The organism is Streptomyces sp. NBC_01334, assembly GCF_035983595.1.
GTDB lineage: Bacteria > Actinomycetota > Actinomycetes > Streptomycetales > Streptomycetaceae > Streptomyces > Streptomyces coriariae.
Genome location: NZ_CP130718.1, coordinates 4,603,292 through 4,619,587, shown reverse-complemented (window position 1 = coordinate 4,619,587; position 16,296 = coordinate 4,603,292). Strand labels below are relative to the sequence as shown.

Sequence of the window (16,296 nt, the reverse complement as noted above, 5' to 3'; positions counted from 1 at the left end):
CTCGCCGGTCCATTCGCATATCCGCGCCGGAGGTCCGATCACGGATTTTCGGTGAAGGAATGCGAGGTCGTCCCCGGAATTGATCACGGGCCGGGTCGAGGGTCCGATGATCAATTCCGGAAACGGCTCGTATCCGGCCACGTGAACCGAACGGAGTAGCGGAAGTCGCACTCCTGGAAGCGGACATATGTGGACGTTCGGCCGTTCGGGCGGGGCTCCGGATGTGTGTAACGTGCGCGTTTCTCCCCCCTCGGAGAGCACCTCCGACCTGCGAATACCTGCTTCCGCCGCCCCTTCGCAGCACGTTCCTGTTGCTGTTGTCAAGCCCCGAGATATGCCCTGACCTGCGAAAACGCCATTCAGAACCCGCAGTTTCCGTGTTACCCTGGATAGCCACGGAAGGGGTACCTGTCACATGACGTTCAAGGTTGGCGACACCGTGGTCTATCCCCATCACGGGGCCGCGCTGATCGAGGCCATCGAAACTCGCCAGATCAAAGGCGTGGACAAGACCTACTTGGTGCTGAAGGTCGCCCAGGGTGACCTGACGGTACGTGTGCCAGCGGACAATGCGGAGTTCGTCGGCGTACGTGATGTGGTCGGTCAGGACGGGCTGGACCGGGTCTTCGAGGTGCTGCGCGCGCCGTACGCCGAGGAGCCCACGAACTGGTCGCGTCGTTACAAGGCAAATCTGGAGAAGCTCGCCTCCGGCGATGTCATCAAGGTCGCGGAAGTCGTGCGTGACCTGTGGCGTCGTGAGCGCGAGCGCGGACTCTCCGCCGGTGAGAAGCGCATGCTCGCCAAGGCCCGCCAGATCCTGGTGAGCGAGCTCGCTCTCGCGGAGAACACCAACGAGGACAAGGCCGAAGCGCTGCTCGACGAGGTGCTCGCGTCCTGAGCTCGACGCGTTTTTCGAGTGCTGAAGCCGGCCCGAGACCGGCCTTGGCACCCTGAAGAACACGCACACTGAAGAACACTGAAATGCCGCGGTGCCCGATGACGAATTTCCCGTCGCCGGGCGCTGCGGCATGTTCGCGCCAGGACAACCGCCGTACGCCCTACCCCCACAGGGGTGGTCGGTCGGTACTGCCCCCGAACCGCCCCCGATAATGCGACCGATGCTTCGATACTTGGTGTGCCGGGCCCGGGCTGCTGCCTCGACCGGCACGTCACGGAAGGGTCCGGTCAAGGCGTCGCGCCCGGCACTTCCAGGGCCATACCCACGCCAGGCCGGAACACAAACCTGACAGGAACCGATGTCTGACGATTCGCGTCCCTCGCCCGCGCCCACCCGCACGGCCGCGGTGATTCCGGCCGCCGGGCGGGGTGTCCGCCTCGGTCCGGGCGCCCCCAAGGCGCTCCGCACGCTGGGCGGCACGCCCATGCTGATCCACGCGGTGCGCGCCCTCGCCGCCTCCCGCGCCGTCTCCCTGGTCGTCGTCGTGGCCCCGCCGGACGGCACCGCCGAGGTGAAGTCGCTGCTCGACGCGCACGCGCTGCCCGACCGCACCGACTTCCTGGTCGTGCCCGGCGGTGACTCCCGCCAGGAATCCGTGAAGCTCGGCCTGGACGCGCTGCCGCCCGGCCACGACATCGTCCTGGTGCACGACGCCGCCCGGCCCCTCGTCCCCGTCGACACGGTGGACGCCGTGATCGAGGCCGTCCGCGAGGGCGCCCCCGCCGTCGTGCCGGCGCTGCCGCTCGCGGACACCGTCAAGGAGGTCGAACCGGCCGTGACCGCCGGCGACCCCGAGCCGGTCGTCGCGACGCCCGAGCGCGCCCGCCTCCGTGCCGTGCAGACCCCGCAGGGCTTCGACCGGGCCACCCTGATCCGCGCCCACGAGTCGGTCACGGAGAACGTCACCGACGACGCGAGCATGGTCGAGCAGCTGGGGCTGACGGTCGTGGTCGTTCCCGGTCACGAGGAGGCCTTCAAGGTCACCCGGCCCCTCGACCTGGTCCTCGCGGAGGCGGTCCTGGCCCGCAGGAGGCTCAACGATGGCTTCTGAGACGCGGCCCGTGCTTCCCCAGGTCGGCATCGGCACCGACATCCACGCCTTCGAGGAGGGCCGCGAGCTGTGGTGCGCGGGCCTGAAGTGGGAGGGGGAGGGCCCCGGACTGGCCGGGCACTCCGACGCGGACGTCGTCGCGCACGCCGCCTGCAACGCGCTCTTCTCCGCGGCCGGCCTCGGTGACCTGGGGCAGCACTTCGGCACCGGGCGCCCCGAGTGGTCCGGCGCCTCGGGTGTCACCCTGCTCACGGAGGCGGCCCGGATCGTCCGCGCGGCCGGCTTCGTCATCGGCAACATCGCGGTACAGGTCGTCGGGCCCCGCCCCAAGATCGGCAAGCGGCGCGACGAGGCGCAGAAGATCCTTTCCGAGGCGGCGGGCGCGCCGGTGTCGGTGTCGGGTGCGACGACGGACGGGCTCGGGTTCCCGGGACGCGACGAGGGCCTGATGGCGATCGCGACGGCACTGGTGGCGCGTACCGGCTGACGCCCGCCGTCGGCACCGGCCGACATATGCCATGGCATGTCACGAATGTGTGGCCCTTGGGTGGAAGGGGCTCGGGGCATCGCTCCGCGCCCACTACCCTGGAGAGGTGACCATTCGGCTGTACGACACCAGTGCCCGGCAGATCCGTGACTTCGCCCCGCTCCAGCCGGGTTGTGTCTCGATCTACCTCTGTGGTGCCACCGTGCAGGCGGCTCCGCACATCGGGCACATCCGTTCGGGCCTGAACTTCGACATCATGCGCCGGTGGTTCGCCCACCGCGGCTACGACGTCACGTTCATCCGCAACGTCACCGACATCGACGACAAGATCATCGCCAAGTCGCACGACCAGGGCCGCCCCTGGTGGTCGATCGGGTACGAGAACGAGCGGGCGTTCAACGACGGCTACCAGGCGCTGGGTTGCCTGCCGCCGACCTACGAACCCCGCGCCACCGGGCACGTCCCCGAGATGATCGAGATGATGCGGGGGCTGATCGAGCGCGGTCACGCCTACGAGTCCGAGGGCAACGTCTACTTCGACGTGCGCTCGTTCCCGGAGTACCTCCAGCTGTCCAACCAGGAGCTGGACAACCTGCTCCAGCCCTCGGCGGACGGCGAGACCGGCAAGCGTGACCAGCGCGACTTCGCCCTGTGGAAGTCCGTCAAGCCGGGGGAGCCGAGCTGGGAGACCCCCTGGGGCCGCGGGCGTCCGGGCTGGCACCTCGAGTGCTCGGCCATGGCGCACAAGTACCTGGGCACCGCCTTCGACATCCACGGCGGCGGTCTCGACCTGATCTTCCCGCACCACGAGAACGAGATCGCCCAGGCCAAGGCCTACGGCGACGAGTTCGCGCGGTACTGGGTGCACAACGCCTGGGTCACCATGAGCGGCGAGAAGATGTCGAAGTCGCTGGGCAACAGCGTCCTCGTCTCCGAGATGGTGAAGCAGTGGCGCCCGATCGTGCTGCGCTACTACCTCGGTACGCCCCACTACCGCTCGATGATCGAGTACAGCGAGGAGTCGCTGCGCGAGGCCGAGTCGGCGTTCGCGCGGATCGAGGGCTTCGTGCAGCGCGTGGTCGAGAAGGCCGGGGGAGTCGTCGAGCCGGCGGCCGAGGTGCCGCCCGCCTTCGCCGAGGCGATGGACGACGACCTGGGGGTCCCGCAGGCGCTCGCCATCGTGCACACGACGGTCCGGCAGGGGAACTCGGCCCTCGCGGCCGACGACAAGGAAGCCGCCGTGGCCCGCCTCGCCGAGGTCCGTGCCATGCTCGGTGTCCTCGGTCTGGACCCGCTCGACGCCCACTGGGCCGGCGAGGAGAGCCGGGGTGAGGACCTGCACGGCGTGGTCGACAGCCTCGTACGACTCGTCCTCGACCAGCGCGAGTCGGCCCGCGCGCGCAAGGACTGGGCGACCGCGGACGCCATTCGCGACCAGCTCACCCAGTCCGGCCTGGCCATCGAGGACGGCCCGCAGGGGCCGCGCTGGAGCCTCGGCCCGCGGTAGGGCGGCCCCGGGGCCTGTCCTTGATCGAGTGTGCCGCCCGGCCTTCCGGGCGGCACACTGCATAAGACGTACGTACGAAAAGCTCACGGAGACGAGAGACTCATGGCAGCCAACAACCGCCGCATGTCCGGCAAGAAGGGCGCGCAGGTCGGCAGTGGCGGCCAGCGGCGCCGGGGCCTGGAGGGCAAGGGTCCCACCCCGCCCGCCGAGATGCGCAAGAAGCACAAGGCGAACCGCATCGCGACCGCCAAGGCGAAGCAGGCCGTGCGCCGGCCCGCACAGCGCGGCCGGGGCGGCAAGGGCACGTCCGAGATGGTCGTCGGCCGCAACTCCGTCGTCGAGGCGCTGCGTGAGGGCGTGCCCGCGACGATGCTCTACGTGCAGCAGTTCATCGACAACGACGAGCGGGTGCGCGAGGCGCTCCAGCTCGCCGCCGAGCGCGGTGGCATCCACCTCATGGAGGCCCCGCGTCCCGAGCTGGACCGCATGACCAACGGCCTCAACCACCAGGGCCTGGTCCTCCAGGTCCCGCCGTACGAGTACGCGCACCCCGAGGACCTGGCGTCGACCGCCTACGACCACGGCGAGGACCCGCTGATCGTCGCCCTCGACGGCGTGACCGACCCGCGCAACCTGGGTGCCGTCGTCCGCTCCGTCTCCGCCTTCGGCGGTCACGGCGTCGTCGTCCCCGAGCGCCGCGCGGCCGGTATGACGGCCGGCGCCTGGAAGACGTCCGCCGGTGCGGCCGCCCGTACCCCGGTCGCCCGTGCCACCAACCTCACCCGCGCCCTGGAGGCCTACAAGAAGGCCGGGATCGCGGTGGTCGGCCTGGCCGCCGACGGCGAGCACGAGGTCGGCACGCTGAAGGCCCTGGACGGCCCGGTCGTCATCGTCGTCGGCAGCGAGGGCAAGGGCCTCTCCCGCCTGGTCGGCGAGACCTGTGACTTCCGGGTGCGGATCCCGATGCCGGGTGGCGCGGAATCCCTCAACGCGGGTGTGGCGGCCGGGATCGTGCTGTACGAGGCGGCTCGGCGCCGGGGCTGAGGCAGTCCGGGCTCCGCCGGCCCGGGCCGGCGGAGCCTCGTGGTGCGCGAGGGCGGCAGAGGGCAGCGGTTCACTCGGACGGGTTAATCCCGGCGAGTAGTGCAACCTTGACGGAGTCCGGACAGATCCGGCGGGTCAAAGCAGTGTCCTAAACACACGTCACTCGGTTAGATGAGTGTGGACACCAGAACACCCCGCACACCCACGGGGGACCGCTCGTCGGGATTCGACGACGCTCCCGCGCTGAGCATGGTGAAGGTGCCGAGCGATCCGGCGCAGATCATCGTCAGCCACGCGAGCTTCCGCGTGCAGCTGGGCGCGTCGGCGCGGCGTAACCAATCCCCGCGGATCGCCCGGCACGTGAGCGCCATCGATGACACCGCGCGCATGGCCGCCGTCGGGGCGGCCGGCAGAGCGGGCGCCGCTTCCGGCGGCCGTCGGCGGGCCGTCGTCTGGAGCGGCAAGTCCGCCCCGGACGACACCGGCGCGCACCGACTGCTGCAGGCCGTGCGGGCAGGCAGCGTCGGCCACGGCGAACCGCCCGGTGCCGACGCCGGAGCCACCCAGGTCATCCCCCGCGTCGGTATGGGCGACCGCGGGTACGACGGCGACCTCGCCGCGCAGACTCTCGAGACCCCGATCGTCGGCGCCCAGCGGACGCCGGTCGGCGGCGAGCAGCGGATCCTGCCGAACATGCGCGGCGTCGGCAGCGCCTACGACGAACCCGCCTACGACGACGCCCAGTTCGAGGACTTCGGGGAAGCCGACGTCGACCCGGACCCGGCGCCGCGGAGCCGGCGGCAGAGCGACGACCCCGCCCGGCACGCCTACTACCCGGGCCGCCGGATGAACCTCGGCGTGGTCCTGCTCCCGCTGCGCGTCTTCCTCGGCTTCATCTCCATCTACGCCGGCATGGGCAAGCTGTGCGACCCCGTCTACTTCGACGGCGGCAAGCGCGGCTCCATGGTGAAGTGGCTCAACACCCTGCACCCGTGGGAAGTGGCCGAGCCGCTGCGTCAGTTCGCCCTGCACCACCCCGTCGGCTCAGGCCTCGTCATCGCCTTCCTCCAGGTCGTCGTGGGCGTCCTCACGATCCTGGGCTGCTGGCAGCGGGTCGCCGCGGTCGTCGGCGCCGGGCTCTCGGCGGCGCTCATCGTCACCGTCAGCTGGAAGACCGTCCCGGTCTACGACACCCCCGACATCATCTACCTCGCCGCCTGGTCGCCGCTGGTCATCGCCGGCGCCCCCGTCTACTCGGTGGACGGCCGGCTCGCCGCCGGTGCGTGGCGCCGGCTCGGTCCGCGCTCCGACCTGTGGGAGCTGCGCCGTTACGTGCTGCGTCGTGGTGCCCTGGTGACCGCGATCGCCGTCGGGCTCACCCTGCTCGTCGGCTCGCTGCTCGGCGGCGCCGTCCGCGACGCCGACCGGGTGGTCGTCCCCGGCCCCGGCGAGCCCCCGCGCAACGAGCTGCCCGGCTCGCCGCTGCCGGAGAAGTCCGGCACGCACAAGGCGTCCCGGCAGCCCTCCGCGTCCAGCTCACCCACCCAGGGCGCCACCTCGGCGGCCCCGACGGCGGGCACGGACAGCGAGCCCACCGAGGCGCAGGACTCCGGCACCACGGGCAGCGGAGACGCCGGCGCGCCCAGCCAGACGCAGGGCACCGCGGGCGAGGCCCCTCCGGAGCAGTCCACTCCCGTGGAGCAGGCGCCCGCCACCAGCTCCGGCCCGTCCTCCGGTGGCTCCGCCACCTCGGGTGGTTCGACGAGCGGCGGCGGTGGCGGCTCGGACGGCGGCTCGTCCTCCTCCGGCCAGCCGGGCCTGGTGGGCGGCTTGCTCGGGTAGAGCGGAACTGAAGAAGGGCCAGGGTGCCGTGCGCTGACAAGCGCACGGCACCCTGGCCCTTGTGCTCTTTTGAGGGGCGCGGGGAACTGCGCGACCAGCCCCCACCGGGCCGGTGGCCGACATGACAACGAACCGTTCCGCTCCACCCGCGGAGCGACTCTCAGCGGCTCAGCGCCGCCAGTTCCTTCGCCGCCTCCGTGAGGTCCTTCGCGGTGTCGATGGCCCGCCAGTACGCCCCCTGCGGGAGCGGGAACCCGGCCAGCCGCCGTTCGCGGGCGAGGTGCGGGAACGTAGTCCGCTCGTGGTCACCGCGCTCGGGCAGCAGGCCGGCGAACGCGGGGGAGAAGACGTAGACGCCCGCGTTGATCTCGTACGTGGTGGGCGGCGCCTCGATGAAGTCCGTGATGTGGCCGAACCCGTCCGTCTGCACCGCGCCCCACGGAATGCGCGGACGTGCCAGCGCGAGCGTCGCTATGGCGTCGCGCTCGGTGTGGAAGTCGGCCATCTCGCGCAGCGAGAAGCGGGTCCAGATGTCGCCGTTGGTGGCGTACCAGGGCCGGTCGGGGTGGGGCAGGTGGGCGGCCGCGTACTTCAGCCCGCCGCCGCGGCCCAGGGGCTCGGTCTCGACGACGGTGGTGACCTTGACGGGCAGGTCGGCCGACTTCAGCCAGTCCTGGAGGACCTCGGCGAGGTGGCCGCAGGAGACGACGACGTCGGTGACGCCCTCCTCGGCGAGCCAGACGAGCTGATGGCCGATGATCGGCGTCCCCGTGCCGGGGATCTCGACCATCGGCTTGGGCCGGTCGTCGGTGTACGGACGCAGCCGGGACCCCTGGCCACCGGCCAGGATGACGGCTTGCGTGGGGCGGGACGCGGCGTGCGGATCGGTCATGCCCGCACTGTACGTGCCCCTTGTTTCGGGGCGTGCGGCTCCCCCGACGGGAGGGAACCGCACGCCCCGGTCGCTCTGCGGGCCGGCCCGGCGGCCCGGTGGCTCAGCCCCGGGCCGCCAGGACGCCCGAGGCGAAGGCCGTGTCGCACACCGGGCGGGCGTACGACTGGGCGCGTGAGGGGCCGTACACGCGGACGGCCGCCCGGCCCAGGGCGCGGGCGATGGAGGAGCAGTGCTTCGCCAGCGACGGCTTGCCGTTCACGGCGGCCTGGAGGTGGGTCAGGGCGACGCCCGGATCCTTCTCCTGGAGCTCGGTCAGCAACTGGTCGCGCAGCACGTCCTGCGGGGCCTTGGCGGCCTCGTGCGAGGACTGCTGTGCGGCGGAGACGTCGGAGGCGGTGAGCACCGAATCCGAGGGGTTCCCCGACCAGTTGACCCGGGTGACCGCGAGGGTCCCGGAGAGCACCATGACGACGGGCAGGACGAGGGCGAGCGAGCGGCCGATCCGGCGGGCTGGGCCGCCCTGGCCGCGGCGCGTGCGCTGGGTGGTGGAGTGGTTCGCGGAGTGCTTCACGCGTGAGAGGGTAGCGTGCAGTAATGATTTGGCGACATTTAGTCACCCGGACGGGGGATGAAGCCGTGCTCCCTTTTGGGTAAGGGGTTGACGGACACCGGTCGAAATGTCCGCTGTGCCGGGGATTTTCGCGGGCAGGGAAAAGGGCCCCGCAGCAGGCTGCGGGGCCCTTTTCGTCAACCCGGGTGAATCACCCGGGTTCAAACCGGGTCAGTCGGAGAGACGCGCACCCGTCGACGTCGAGAAGACGTGGGTCTCGCCCGCGCGCGGGACGACGTGCAGCGTGCTGCCCTTCTCCGGGACGTCACGGCCGCCGACGCGGACCACGAGGTCCTTCGACTCGCTGCCGACCTTGGCGGTGCCGTAGACGAAGGCGTCGGAGCCGAGCTCCTCGACCACGTTCACGACGACCGCGAGGCCCGTGTCGGCGTCCGCGCCGGCCACGTCGAAGTGCTCGGGGCGGACACCGACGGTGACCGTCTTGTCGGTGGCAGCGGCGAGCGCGTCGCGCTGGACCGGGACCACCGAGTTGCCGAACTTCACGCCGCCGTCGGCGATCGGCACCTCGACGAGGTTCATCGCCGGGGAGCCGATGAAGCCGGCCACGAAGAGGTTCGCGGGCCGGTCGTACATGTTGCGCGGGGTGTCGACCTGCTGGAGCAGACCGTCCTTGAGGACCGCCACGCGGTCGCCCATGGTGAGGGCCTCGACCTGGTCGTGGGTGACGTAGACGGTGGTGATGCCGAGGCGGCGCTGCAGCGAGGCGATCTGCGTACGCGTCGAGACGCGGAGCTTGGCGTCCAGGTTGGACAGCGGCTCGTCCATGAGGAAGACCTGCGGCTCACGCACGATGGCGCGGCCCATCGCGACACGCTGGCGCTGACCACCCGAGAGGGCCTTCGGCTTGCGGTCCAGGTACTCGGTGAGGTCGAGGATCTTCGCGGCCTCTTCGACCTTCTGCCGGATCTCCGCCTTGTTGACGCCGGCGATCTTGAGCGCGAAGCCCATGTTGTCGGCGACCGACATGTGCGGGTAGAGGGCGTAGTTCTGGAACACCATGGCGATGTCCCGGTCCTTGGGCGGCAGGTGCGTGACGTCGCGGTCGCCGATGCGGATCGCACCGCCGTTGACGTCCTCGAGCCCCGCGAGCATGCGGAGCGAGGTGGACTTGCCGCAGCCGGACGGGCCGACCAGGACGAGGAACTCGCCGTCCGCGATGTCGATCTCGAGAGCGTCGACGGCGGGCTTGGTGGAACCCGGGTAGATCCGGGTCGCCTTGTCGAACGTGACAGTGGCCATGGTGAAGGGCCCCCTTCTACCGGCAGGAACGTGCCGGACGATCCGTTGTAGGAAGGTGGTTGGTGTAGTCCACATGAGCGAACTGGGTCAGGACGGTACCTGGCGTTTCCCGGTCTGTCAGTACCCGGAGGCATGTGAACTTCGCGGAAACTTTCGAGTGCGGCGCAGTCGCCCGCTGGTCAGAGCCGCGCGGACCACGGAAGTCCGTGGCCCGGGGAAAGCGGGGCTGTGTACAGTGGTCCCGCCCTCGCGTGCGTGCGGTGGCGCGCGATGCCTCCTTAGCTCAGCTGGCCAGAGCAGCTCACTTGTAATGAGCAGGTCGTCGGTTCGAATCCGACAGGGGGCTCTCCGAAAAGCCCAGGTCAGCTCTTGTGCGACCTGGGCTTTCGCATGCCCGCGACCGGTGATTCGCCGATACTGGGCCGGGTGAGACGGCTCTGCGGGCTTTCCGGCGTCCGGCGGGCGGTGTGGGCGTACGTCCGCAGCGCGCCCGGCACCTGTGTGTGGCTGGCGGTCCTGTTCGTCACGACGGTGGCTCTGCACCACATGTCGCCGGAGTTCGAGCAGGAGTTCCTGCGGCAGCGGTCCACCAACATCCATGAGCTGTCCCGGCACCCGGTGCGGGTGCTGGTGGCGAGCGCGATGTGGATCGACGGCGGGTACTGGCTGCCGTACGCGGTGCTGTACTCCGTCTTCCACGCCCAGGCCGAGCGGTGGCTGGGCACCGCTCGGTGGCTGGCGGTGTGCGCGGCCGCGCATGTGCTGGCGACGCTGATCAGCGAGGGCGCGCTGGCGAAGGCGATCAGGGACGGGCTCGCCCCGCAGTCGGCGGTCAACACCCTGGACGTCGGGGTGAGTTACGCGCTGTCGGGGGTGGTGGCGGTGCTCGTCTACCGGATCCGTCCACCCTGGCGGTACGGGTATCTCGCGGCCGTGCTCGTCTTCTACGGCTTCCCGCTGACCGCCGAACCGACCTTCACGGACTTCGGCCACTTCGTCTCCGTCCTCATCGGGCTGGCGTGTTATCCGCTGGTCAGAGGGCGCGAAAGAGTACGGAATCCGAAGGAGACAGCGCCCGTGCCGCCGGGTTAACGTCCGGCCATGAGCAGCTCGGCAAGCGGTGTCGTGGACGGCGTCGTCAATGGCGGCATCTCTTTCTGGTACGCGGACGACGGCCTTCCGGCGGTGCGGGAGCCGCTCGCCGGTGACGCCTCCGCCGATGTCGTGATCGTCGGCGGCGGCTACACGGGGCTGTGGACGGCGTACTACCTGAAGAAGGCGGCGCCCTTCCTGCGGATCACCGTCCTGGAGCAGAGGTTCTGCGGATACGGCGCCTCGGGGCGCAACGGCGGCTGGCTGTACAACGGCATCGCGGGCCGGGACCGGTACGCGAAGCTGCACGGCCACGAGGCCGCCGTACGGCTCCAGCGGGCGATGAACGACACCGTCGACGAGGTCGTCCGGGCGGTGGCGGAGGAGGGCTTCGACGCCGGTGTCCACCGGGGCGGGGTGCTGGAGGTGGCCCGGACCCCCGCGCAACTGTCGCGGCTGAAGGACTTCCACGCGCACGAGCTGTCGTACGGGGAGCGGGACCGCGAGCTGTACGGCGCCCGGGAGACGGCCGAGCGGGTGCGGGTGGCGGGCGCCGTGGGGTCGAGCTGGACCCCGCACGGGGCGCGGGTGCACCCGGTGAAGCTGGTCAAGGGGCTCGCGGCAGCCGTGGAGGTGCTGGGGGTGGAGATCCGTGAGGCGACCCCGGTGACGGAGATCCTCCCGGGCCGGGCGGTGACGCCGTACGGGACGGTGCGGGCGCCGTACGTGCTGCGCTGCACGGAGGGGTTCACGGCCGCGTTGAAGGGTGAGCGGCGGACCTGGCTGCCCATGAACTCCTCGATGATCGCCACCGAGCCGCTCACCGACGAGCAGTGGGCGGCGGTCGGCTGGTCGGGGCGGGAGGCGCTCGGCGACATGGCGCACGCCTACATGTACGCCCAGCGCACGGCGGACGGCCGGATAGCGCTCGGCGGGCGCGGGGTGCCCTACCGCTTCGGCTCGCGCACGGACAACGACGGACGCACGCAGCTCGAGACCGCCGGGGCGCTGCGCGAGATCCTGGTCGGGTTCTTCCCGGCGCTGGCCGGGGTGCGGGTCGAGCACGCCTGGTCCGGGGTGCTGGGCGTGCCGCGCGACTGGTGCGCGACGGTCACGCTGGACCGGGCCACGGGCCTCGGCTGGGCGGGCGGATACGTCGGTTCCGGTGTCGCCACCGCGAACCTGGCCGCCCGGACCCTGCGGGACCTGGTGCGGCTCGACTCCGGGCAGGAGGGCCGCACCGACCTCACCGACCTCCCCTGGGTCGGCCACAAGGTGCGCAGGTGGGAGCCGGAGCCGCTGCGCTGGCTGGGGGTGCGGGGCATGTACGCGACCTACCGGGCGGCGGACCGGCGGGAGACGGAGCGCCACGCGGCGGGGTCCTCACGGCTGGCGCGGGTCGCGGACCGGGTGGCGGGGCGGCACTGAAGCAGCGTTCTGGGTGGGCGCGCGACGGGCGACCGGGCGGCGGGTGCGTGGGCCGCGGGTGCGCGTGCTGACGTGCGGACCGGGGCGGGGGGCCGGGAGCGGTAAGGGGTCGGGGGCGGGGCGGTCAGCCCACCGATTCCGGTACGGCTGCCGTCGGGGCGTGTCTCGGGGGGCCGGTGGTGACCATCAGGCCCGCCACCAGGCCGGCCAGCAGCATGATTCCGGCGGCCCACCAGATGGCCACCGTGTAGCCGTGCACGGTGGCCTCCGCGGCGACCTGGGACCGGCGCGCGGGGCCGGTCAGATGGGCCGAGAGGTAGGCGGTGCTGCTGGTCGTGGCGATCGTGTTGAGCAGCGCGGTGCCGATGGAGCCGCCCACCTGCTGTGAGGTGTTGACGGTGGCGGACGTGACACCGGCGTCCTGCGGGGCGACCCCGGCGGTGGCCGTGGAGAAGACCGGCATGAAGGTCAGGCCCATGCCGAGGCCCATCAGGAGCAGGGCGGGCAGGATCTCGCTGGTGTAGGAGGAGTCCACCGTCATCTGGGTCAGGATCACCATGCCGCCCGAGGCGAGGAGCATGCCGGGGACCATCAGCATGCGCGGCGGCACCCGGTTCATCAGCCGGGCGGAGATCTGGGTGGAGCCGATGATGATCGCCAGGGTGAGCGGGAGGAAGGCGAGGCCCGTCTTCAGGGGGGAGTAGCCGAGGATGACCTGGAGGTAGTAGGTCATGAACAGGAACAGGCCGAACATCCCGATGATGGCCAGGCCCATGGTCAGGAAGCAGCCCGCGCGGTTGCGCTCCTTGATGATGTGCAGGGGCAGCAGCGGCACCCGCGCCTTCGTCTGCCACCACACGAACACCGTGAGCAGGACGATCCCGCCCGCGAAGAGCCCCAGCACCAGCGGGTCGGTCCAGCCGCGCGGCTCGGCCTCGCTGAAGCCGTAGACGATCGCGACCAGGCCGCCGCAGCCCAGCACCGCGCCGGGCACGTCGAGACGGACGTCCGCGTGGCCGGGGCGGTCGTGGAGCAGCACGAGGGCGCCGAGCACGGCGACGACGGCGATCGGCACGTTGACGTACAGGCACCAGCGCCAGTCGAGGTACTCGGTGAGCAGCCCGCCGACGATGAAGCCGATCGCGGCGCCGCTGCCGGCCAGGGCGCCGTAGATGCCGAAGGCCTTGCCGCGTTCCTTGGGGTCGGTGAACGTCGTCGTCAGGAGGCTGAGCGCGGAAGGGGCGAGTAGGGCCGCGAAGGCGCCCTGGAGGGCGCGGGCGCCGAACAGCATGCCCGAGCCGGTGGCCGCCCCGCCGAGCGCGGAGGCGACGGCGAAGCCGATGAGCCCGATGACGAACGTGCGTTTGCGGCCCACCAGGTCGGCGATGCGGCCGCCGAGCAGCAGCAGACCGCCGAAGGCCAGGGTGTAGGCGGTGATCACCCACTGGCGGTCGCCGTCGGAGATGCCCAGGTCCTCCTGTGCGGAGGGCAGCGCGATGTTCACGATCGTCGCGTCCAGGACGACCATGAGCTGGGCGAGGGCGATGATCACCAGGCCCCACCAGCGGCGGGGATCGGGTTCGGTGTCGGCGGAGGATTCACCTGTCCGGGTGACACTCATTCCGACAGAACACCATGAATCAGTGCTTATCGCATCCCTGGACCGGCTGCCCATGGCGGGTCATGGCACCAGGACGACCTTTCCCACCGTTCCGCGGGTCTCCAGTGCCCGGTGCGCGGCGGCGGCCTCGGCGAGCGGGAAGGTCTGCACCGCCGGGGTCAGCCGGCCGGCGGCCGCCTCGGCGAGGGCGCGGAGCTCCAGGGCCCGCAGGCCGCCCGCCTTCTCGATCATCACGGGCCCCAGGACCGACCGGGAGACCCCCTCGACGAAGTAGCCCTTCCCGTCGCGGACGCCCTCGGCGGACCAGCCGAAGACGAGGTGCCTGCCCGCGGGGCCGAGCAGGGCGACGGCCGCACGGGCGACGTCACCGCCCACCCCGTCGAAGACGACGTCGGCGGTCCGGCCGCCCAGGTGGGCGCGGACCTTGGCGGGCCAGGCGGTGTCCGTGTAGTCGACGGCGAGATCGGCGCCGTTCGCCGCGACCCGGGCCACCTTCTCCGGCCCGCCCGCCAGCCCGACGACGGTCGCGCCCGCGTTCCCGGCGTACTGCACCAGGAGCGTGCCGATGCCGCCCGCGGCAGCGGTGACCACGGCGACGGACGCGGGCCCGAGCTCGGCGAACTGGAGGATCCCCAGCGCCGTACGGCCGGTGCCGATCATGGCGACGGCCTGGGCGGGGTCCAGGTTCGGCGGGATCTCGTGCACGCGGTCGACGTCGGTGACGGCACGTTCGGCGTACCCGCCGGGCGCGAAACCGAGATGGGCGACGACGCGCCTGCCGAGCCAGCTGTCGGGGGTGCCCTCGCCGACCGCCTCGACGACGCCGGCGATCTCCCGGCCGGGGATCGTGGGGAGGGGCGTCGGCGCGGGGGCGGGTCCCTGGAGGCCCTCGCGAAGGGCGGTGTCCAGGAGGTGGACGCCCGCGGCCTCGACGGCGACACGGACCTGGCCGGGACCGGGCACCGGGTCGGCGACCTCCTCGTGGCGGAGGTTCTCGGCGGGACCGAAGGCGTGGAGGCGGATGGCGCGCATGGTGATCCCCCGTGGGTGGTGGGTGAGATGGGTGAGGAGCGGCGGGTTGGGGACGGGCTGTTGCCCGACCGCTCCCACTCTTCAACCTGAACCTTGCTTGAGGTCAAGGGCGTTCCGGCTGCCGGGGAGGCGGAGGGAGGCGGAGGGAGGCGGAGGGGAAGGGAGGGAGGGGTCAGGGGGATTGTCAGTGGTCGGGTGCAGCATGGGGGTATGGCGAGGACTGGGATCGGGAGAACCGACAGGACCGGTGGCGGCACCGGCGGCAGGGCCGCCGCGGCGGTGAAGGGCGCGCGGCGTCCGGAGGTGCGGCTGCCGCCGCTCGAGCCGTACGGGGGCGGGGCGCTGGAGTCCGACGGCGACTACGACGGCGTGGAGTTCCGCGAGCTGGACCTCGCCGGGCAGGACGGCGGGGGCGCCCGCTTCATGGACTGCGCCCTGACGGGCTGCGCGCTGGACGAGACACGGCTGCGCCGCACCCGCTTCCTCGACTCGGTCCTGACCGGCATCCGGGGCGTCGGCACCGACCTGGCGGAGGCGACCCTGCGCGATGTGAAGCTGCTCGACGCCCGCCTGGGCGGCACCCAGTTGCACGGCGCCGTCCTGGAACGGGTCGTGATCCGCGGCGGCAAGATCGACTACCTGAACCTGCGGCAGGCGCGGCTGCGGGACGTGGTCTTCGAGTCGTGCGTCCTGGTGGAGCCGGACTTCGGCGGCGCCCGCCTGGAGCGGGTCGAGTTCGTCGACTGCGCCCTGAAGTCCGCCGACTTCACCGCGGCGACCCTGGCGGACGTGGACCTGCGCGGAGCGGTGGAACTGGGCCTCGCGGGCGGCGTGGACCGTCTGTCCGGCGCGGTGATCAGCGCGGCCCAACTGCTGGATCTTGCACCCGTGTTGGCTGCCGAGCTGGGGCTCAGGGTGGAGGGCTAGCCCACCCGGGGGAAGCGGGCCTGCAACGTCCAGATCGCCGGGTTCTCGGCCAGGTCCTCGTGCAGGTCGGTCAGATCGGCGAGGAGGTCGTGCAGGAAGTCGCGGGCCTCGCGGCGGAGTTCGGCGTGGGAGAAGGTGAGCGGGGGCTCCTCCGTCGGCATCCAGTCGGCCGTGATGTCCACCCACCCGAAGCGGCGCTCGAACAGCATGCAGTCGGTGGACTCGGTGAAGTCCAGTTCCGCGTACTGCGGGCGGGAGGCGCGGGAGCCCGCCGGGTCCTGGTCGATCAGCTCCACGATGTCGCACAGCGCCCACGCGAAGTCCAGCACCGGCACCCATCCCCAGGCTGTGGACACCTCACGGTCCGCCTTGGTGTCGGCGAGGTACACGTCGCCGCAGAACAGGTCGTGGCGGAGGCTGTGGACGTCCGCGCGCCGGTAGTCCTTCTGCGGCGGGTCCGGGAAGCGGTTGGAGAGGGCGTAGCCGATGTCGAGCACGTAGGCGATGGTGTCACGCCCCCGCGCCGGGGCCGGCCGTCCCCA

Annotated in this window: 15 protein-coding genes and 1 tRNA gene; 10 read left to right on the top strand and 6 right to left on the bottom strand. The window is 71.5% G+C overall.

Features of this window, described 5'->3' with window-relative positions:
- The first annotated feature begins 415 nt into the window (after positions 1-415).
- The 6 genes from OG736_RS20580 to OG736_RS20555 all read left to right on the top strand — a co-directional run bounded on the left by OG736_RS20580 (position 416) and on the right by OG736_RS20555 (position 6,889).
- Entirely contained in the window at positions 416-898 is a 483-nt protein-coding gene (locus OG736_RS20580) for a CarD family transcriptional regulator (RefSeq protein ID WP_003953493.1), read from the top strand.
- 358 nt (positions 899-1,256) lie between these two features.
- The gene (gene ispD / locus OG736_RS20575) at positions 1,257-2,009 is read left to right on the top strand and encodes a 2-C-methyl-D-erythritol 4-phosphate cytidylyltransferase (protein ID WP_327183754.1); all 753 of its coding nucleotides are present in this window, start codon (positions 1,257-1,259) and stop codon (positions 2,007-2,009) included.
- Positions 1,999-2,496: a 2-C-methyl-D-erythritol 2,4-cyclodiphosphate synthase gene (ispF, locus tag OG736_RS20570; protein ID WP_327183753.1), complete on the top strand. Its 498-nt coding sequence runs from the start codon at positions 1,999-2,001 to the stop codon at positions 2,494-2,496. The genes ispD and ispF overlap by 11 nt, the downstream gene beginning before the upstream one ends.
- 106 nt (positions 2,497-2,602) lie before the next feature.
- Positions 2,603-4,003, top strand: a complete 1,401-nt coding sequence (gene cysS / locus OG736_RS20565; RefSeq protein WP_327183752.1) for a cysteine--tRNA ligase — start codon at positions 2,603-2,605, stop codon at positions 4,001-4,003.
- 102 nt (positions 4,004-4,105) lie between these two features.
- The gene (gene rlmB / locus OG736_RS20560; RefSeq protein WP_054243878.1) at positions 4,106-5,047 is read left to right on the top strand and encodes a 23S rRNA (guanosine(2251)-2'-O)-methyltransferase RlmB; all 942 of its coding nucleotides are present in this window, start codon (positions 4,106-4,108) and stop codon (positions 5,045-5,047) included.
- Between the two features lie 171 nt (positions 5,048-5,218).
- Entirely contained in the window at positions 5,219-6,889 is a 1,671-nt protein-coding gene (locus tag OG736_RS20555) for a DoxX family protein (RefSeq protein ID WP_327183751.1), read from the top strand.
- A 160-nt stretch (positions 6,890-7,049) separates the two neighbouring features.
- On the opposite strand, the gene OG736_RS20550 is transcribed toward OG736_RS20555, so the two are convergent.
- The 3 genes from OG736_RS20550 to OG736_RS20540 form a co-directional block, all read right to left on the bottom strand.
- Positions 7,050-7,781, bottom strand: coding sequence for a nucleotidyltransferase family protein (locus tag OG736_RS20550; protein ID WP_057600837.1), 732 nt, complete (start codon positions 7,779-7,781; stop codon positions 7,050-7,052).
- 103 nt (positions 7,782-7,884) lie between these two features.
- Positions 7,885-8,355 carry a hypothetical protein gene (locus OG736_RS20545; protein ID WP_327183750.1) on the bottom strand — a complete coding sequence of 157 codons (471 nt, stop codon included), beginning with the start codon at positions 8,353-8,355 and terminating at the stop codon, positions 7,885-7,887.
- A gap of 210 nt (positions 8,356-8,565) precedes the next feature.
- Positions 8,566-9,654: an ABC transporter ATP-binding protein gene (locus OG736_RS20540; RefSeq protein WP_020130312.1), complete on the bottom strand. Its 1,089-nt coding sequence runs from the start codon at positions 9,652-9,654 to the stop codon at positions 8,566-8,568.
- A gap of 272 nt (positions 9,655-9,926) precedes the next feature.
- Here OG736_RS20540 and OG736_RS20535 point away from each other — a divergent pair.
- The 3 genes from OG736_RS20535 to OG736_RS20525 all read left to right on the top strand — a co-directional run bounded on the left by OG736_RS20535 (position 9,927) and on the right by OG736_RS20525 (position 12,174).
- Positions 9,927-10,000, top strand: a tRNA-Thr gene (locus tag OG736_RS20535).
- 119 nt (positions 10,001-10,119) lie between these two features.
- Positions 10,120-10,746, top strand: coding sequence for a rhomboid-like protein (locus OG736_RS20530; protein ID WP_327187665.1), 627 nt, complete (start codon positions 10,120-10,122; stop codon positions 10,744-10,746).
- 9 nt (positions 10,747-10,755) lie between these two features.
- The gene (locus tag OG736_RS20525) at positions 10,756-12,174 is read left to right on the top strand and encodes an NAD(P)/FAD-dependent oxidoreductase (protein WP_327183749.1); all 1,419 of its coding nucleotides are present in this window, start codon (positions 10,756-10,758) and stop codon (positions 12,172-12,174) included.
- A gap of 124 nt (positions 12,175-12,298) precedes the next feature.
- Here the strand turns inward: OG736_RS20525 and OG736_RS20520 are convergent, their stop codons facing one another.
- A complete protein-coding gene (locus OG736_RS20520; RefSeq protein WP_327183748.1) occupies positions 12,299-13,795 on the bottom strand; it encodes an MFS transporter in 1,497 nt (498 codons plus the stop codon).
- A 60-nt stretch (positions 13,796-13,855) separates the two neighbouring features.
- Entirely contained in the window at positions 13,856-14,827 is a 972-nt protein-coding gene (locus OG736_RS20515) for a zinc-binding dehydrogenase (protein WP_327187664.1), read from the bottom strand.
- 210 nt (positions 14,828-15,037) lie between these two features.
- Between OG736_RS20515 and OG736_RS20510 the strand changes: the two genes are divergently transcribed.
- Positions 15,038-15,754, top strand: coding sequence for a pentapeptide repeat-containing protein (locus OG736_RS20510; protein ID WP_327183747.1), 717 nt, complete (start codon positions 15,038-15,040; stop codon positions 15,752-15,754).
- Here the strand turns inward: OG736_RS20510 and OG736_RS20505 are convergent.
- Positions 15,751-16,251, bottom strand: a complete 501-nt coding sequence (locus OG736_RS20505) for a hypothetical protein (RefSeq protein WP_314223855.1) — start codon at positions 16,249-16,251, stop codon at positions 15,751-15,753. The genes OG736_RS20510 and OG736_RS20505 overlap by 4 nt on opposite strands.
- Between the last annotated feature and the right edge of the window lie 45 nt (positions 16,252-16,296).

Bases quoted from the DNA above. Each gene is read 5' to 3' on its own strand.
- OG736_RS20580 (WP_003953493.1), top strand. From the start codon at position 416: ATGACGTTCAAGGTTGGCGACACCGTGGTCTATCCCCATCACGGGGCC.
- ispD (WP_327183754.1), top strand. From the start codon at position 1,257: ATGTCTGACGATTCGCGTCCCTCGCCCGCGCCCACCCGCACGGCCGCG.
- ispF (WP_327183753.1), top strand. From the start codon at position 1,999: ATGGCTTCTGAGACGCGGCCCGTGCTTCCCCAGGTCGGCATCGGCACC.
- rlmB (WP_054243878.1), top strand. From the start codon at position 4,106: ATGGCAGCCAACAACCGCCGCATGTCCGGCAAGAAGGGCGCGCAGGTC.
- OG736_RS20555 (WP_327183751.1), top strand. From the start codon at position 5,219: ATGAGTGTGGACACCAGAACACCCCGCACACCCACGGGGGACCGCTCG.
- OG736_RS20550 (WP_057600837.1), bottom strand. From the start codon at position 7,781: ATGACCGATCCGCACGCCGCGTCCCGCCCCACGCAAGCCGTCATCCTG.
- OG736_RS20540 (WP_020130312.1), bottom strand. From the start codon at position 9,654: ATGGCCACTGTCACGTTCGACAAGGCGACCCGGATCTACCCGGGTTCC.
- OG736_RS20525 (WP_327183749.1), top strand. From the start codon at position 10,756: ATGAGCAGCTCGGCAAGCGGTGTCGTGGACGGCGTCGTCAATGGCGGC.
- OG736_RS20520 (WP_327183748.1), bottom strand. From the start codon at position 13,795: ATGAGTGTCACCCGGACAGGTGAATCCTCCGCCGACACCGAACCCGAT.
- OG736_RS20515 (WP_327187664.1), bottom strand. From the start codon at position 14,827: ATGCGCGCCATCCGCCTCCACGCCTTCGGTCCCGCCGAGAACCTCCGC.
- OG736_RS20510 (WP_327183747.1), top strand. From the start codon at position 15,038: ATGGCGAGGACTGGGATCGGGAGAACCGACAGGACCGGTGGCGGCACC.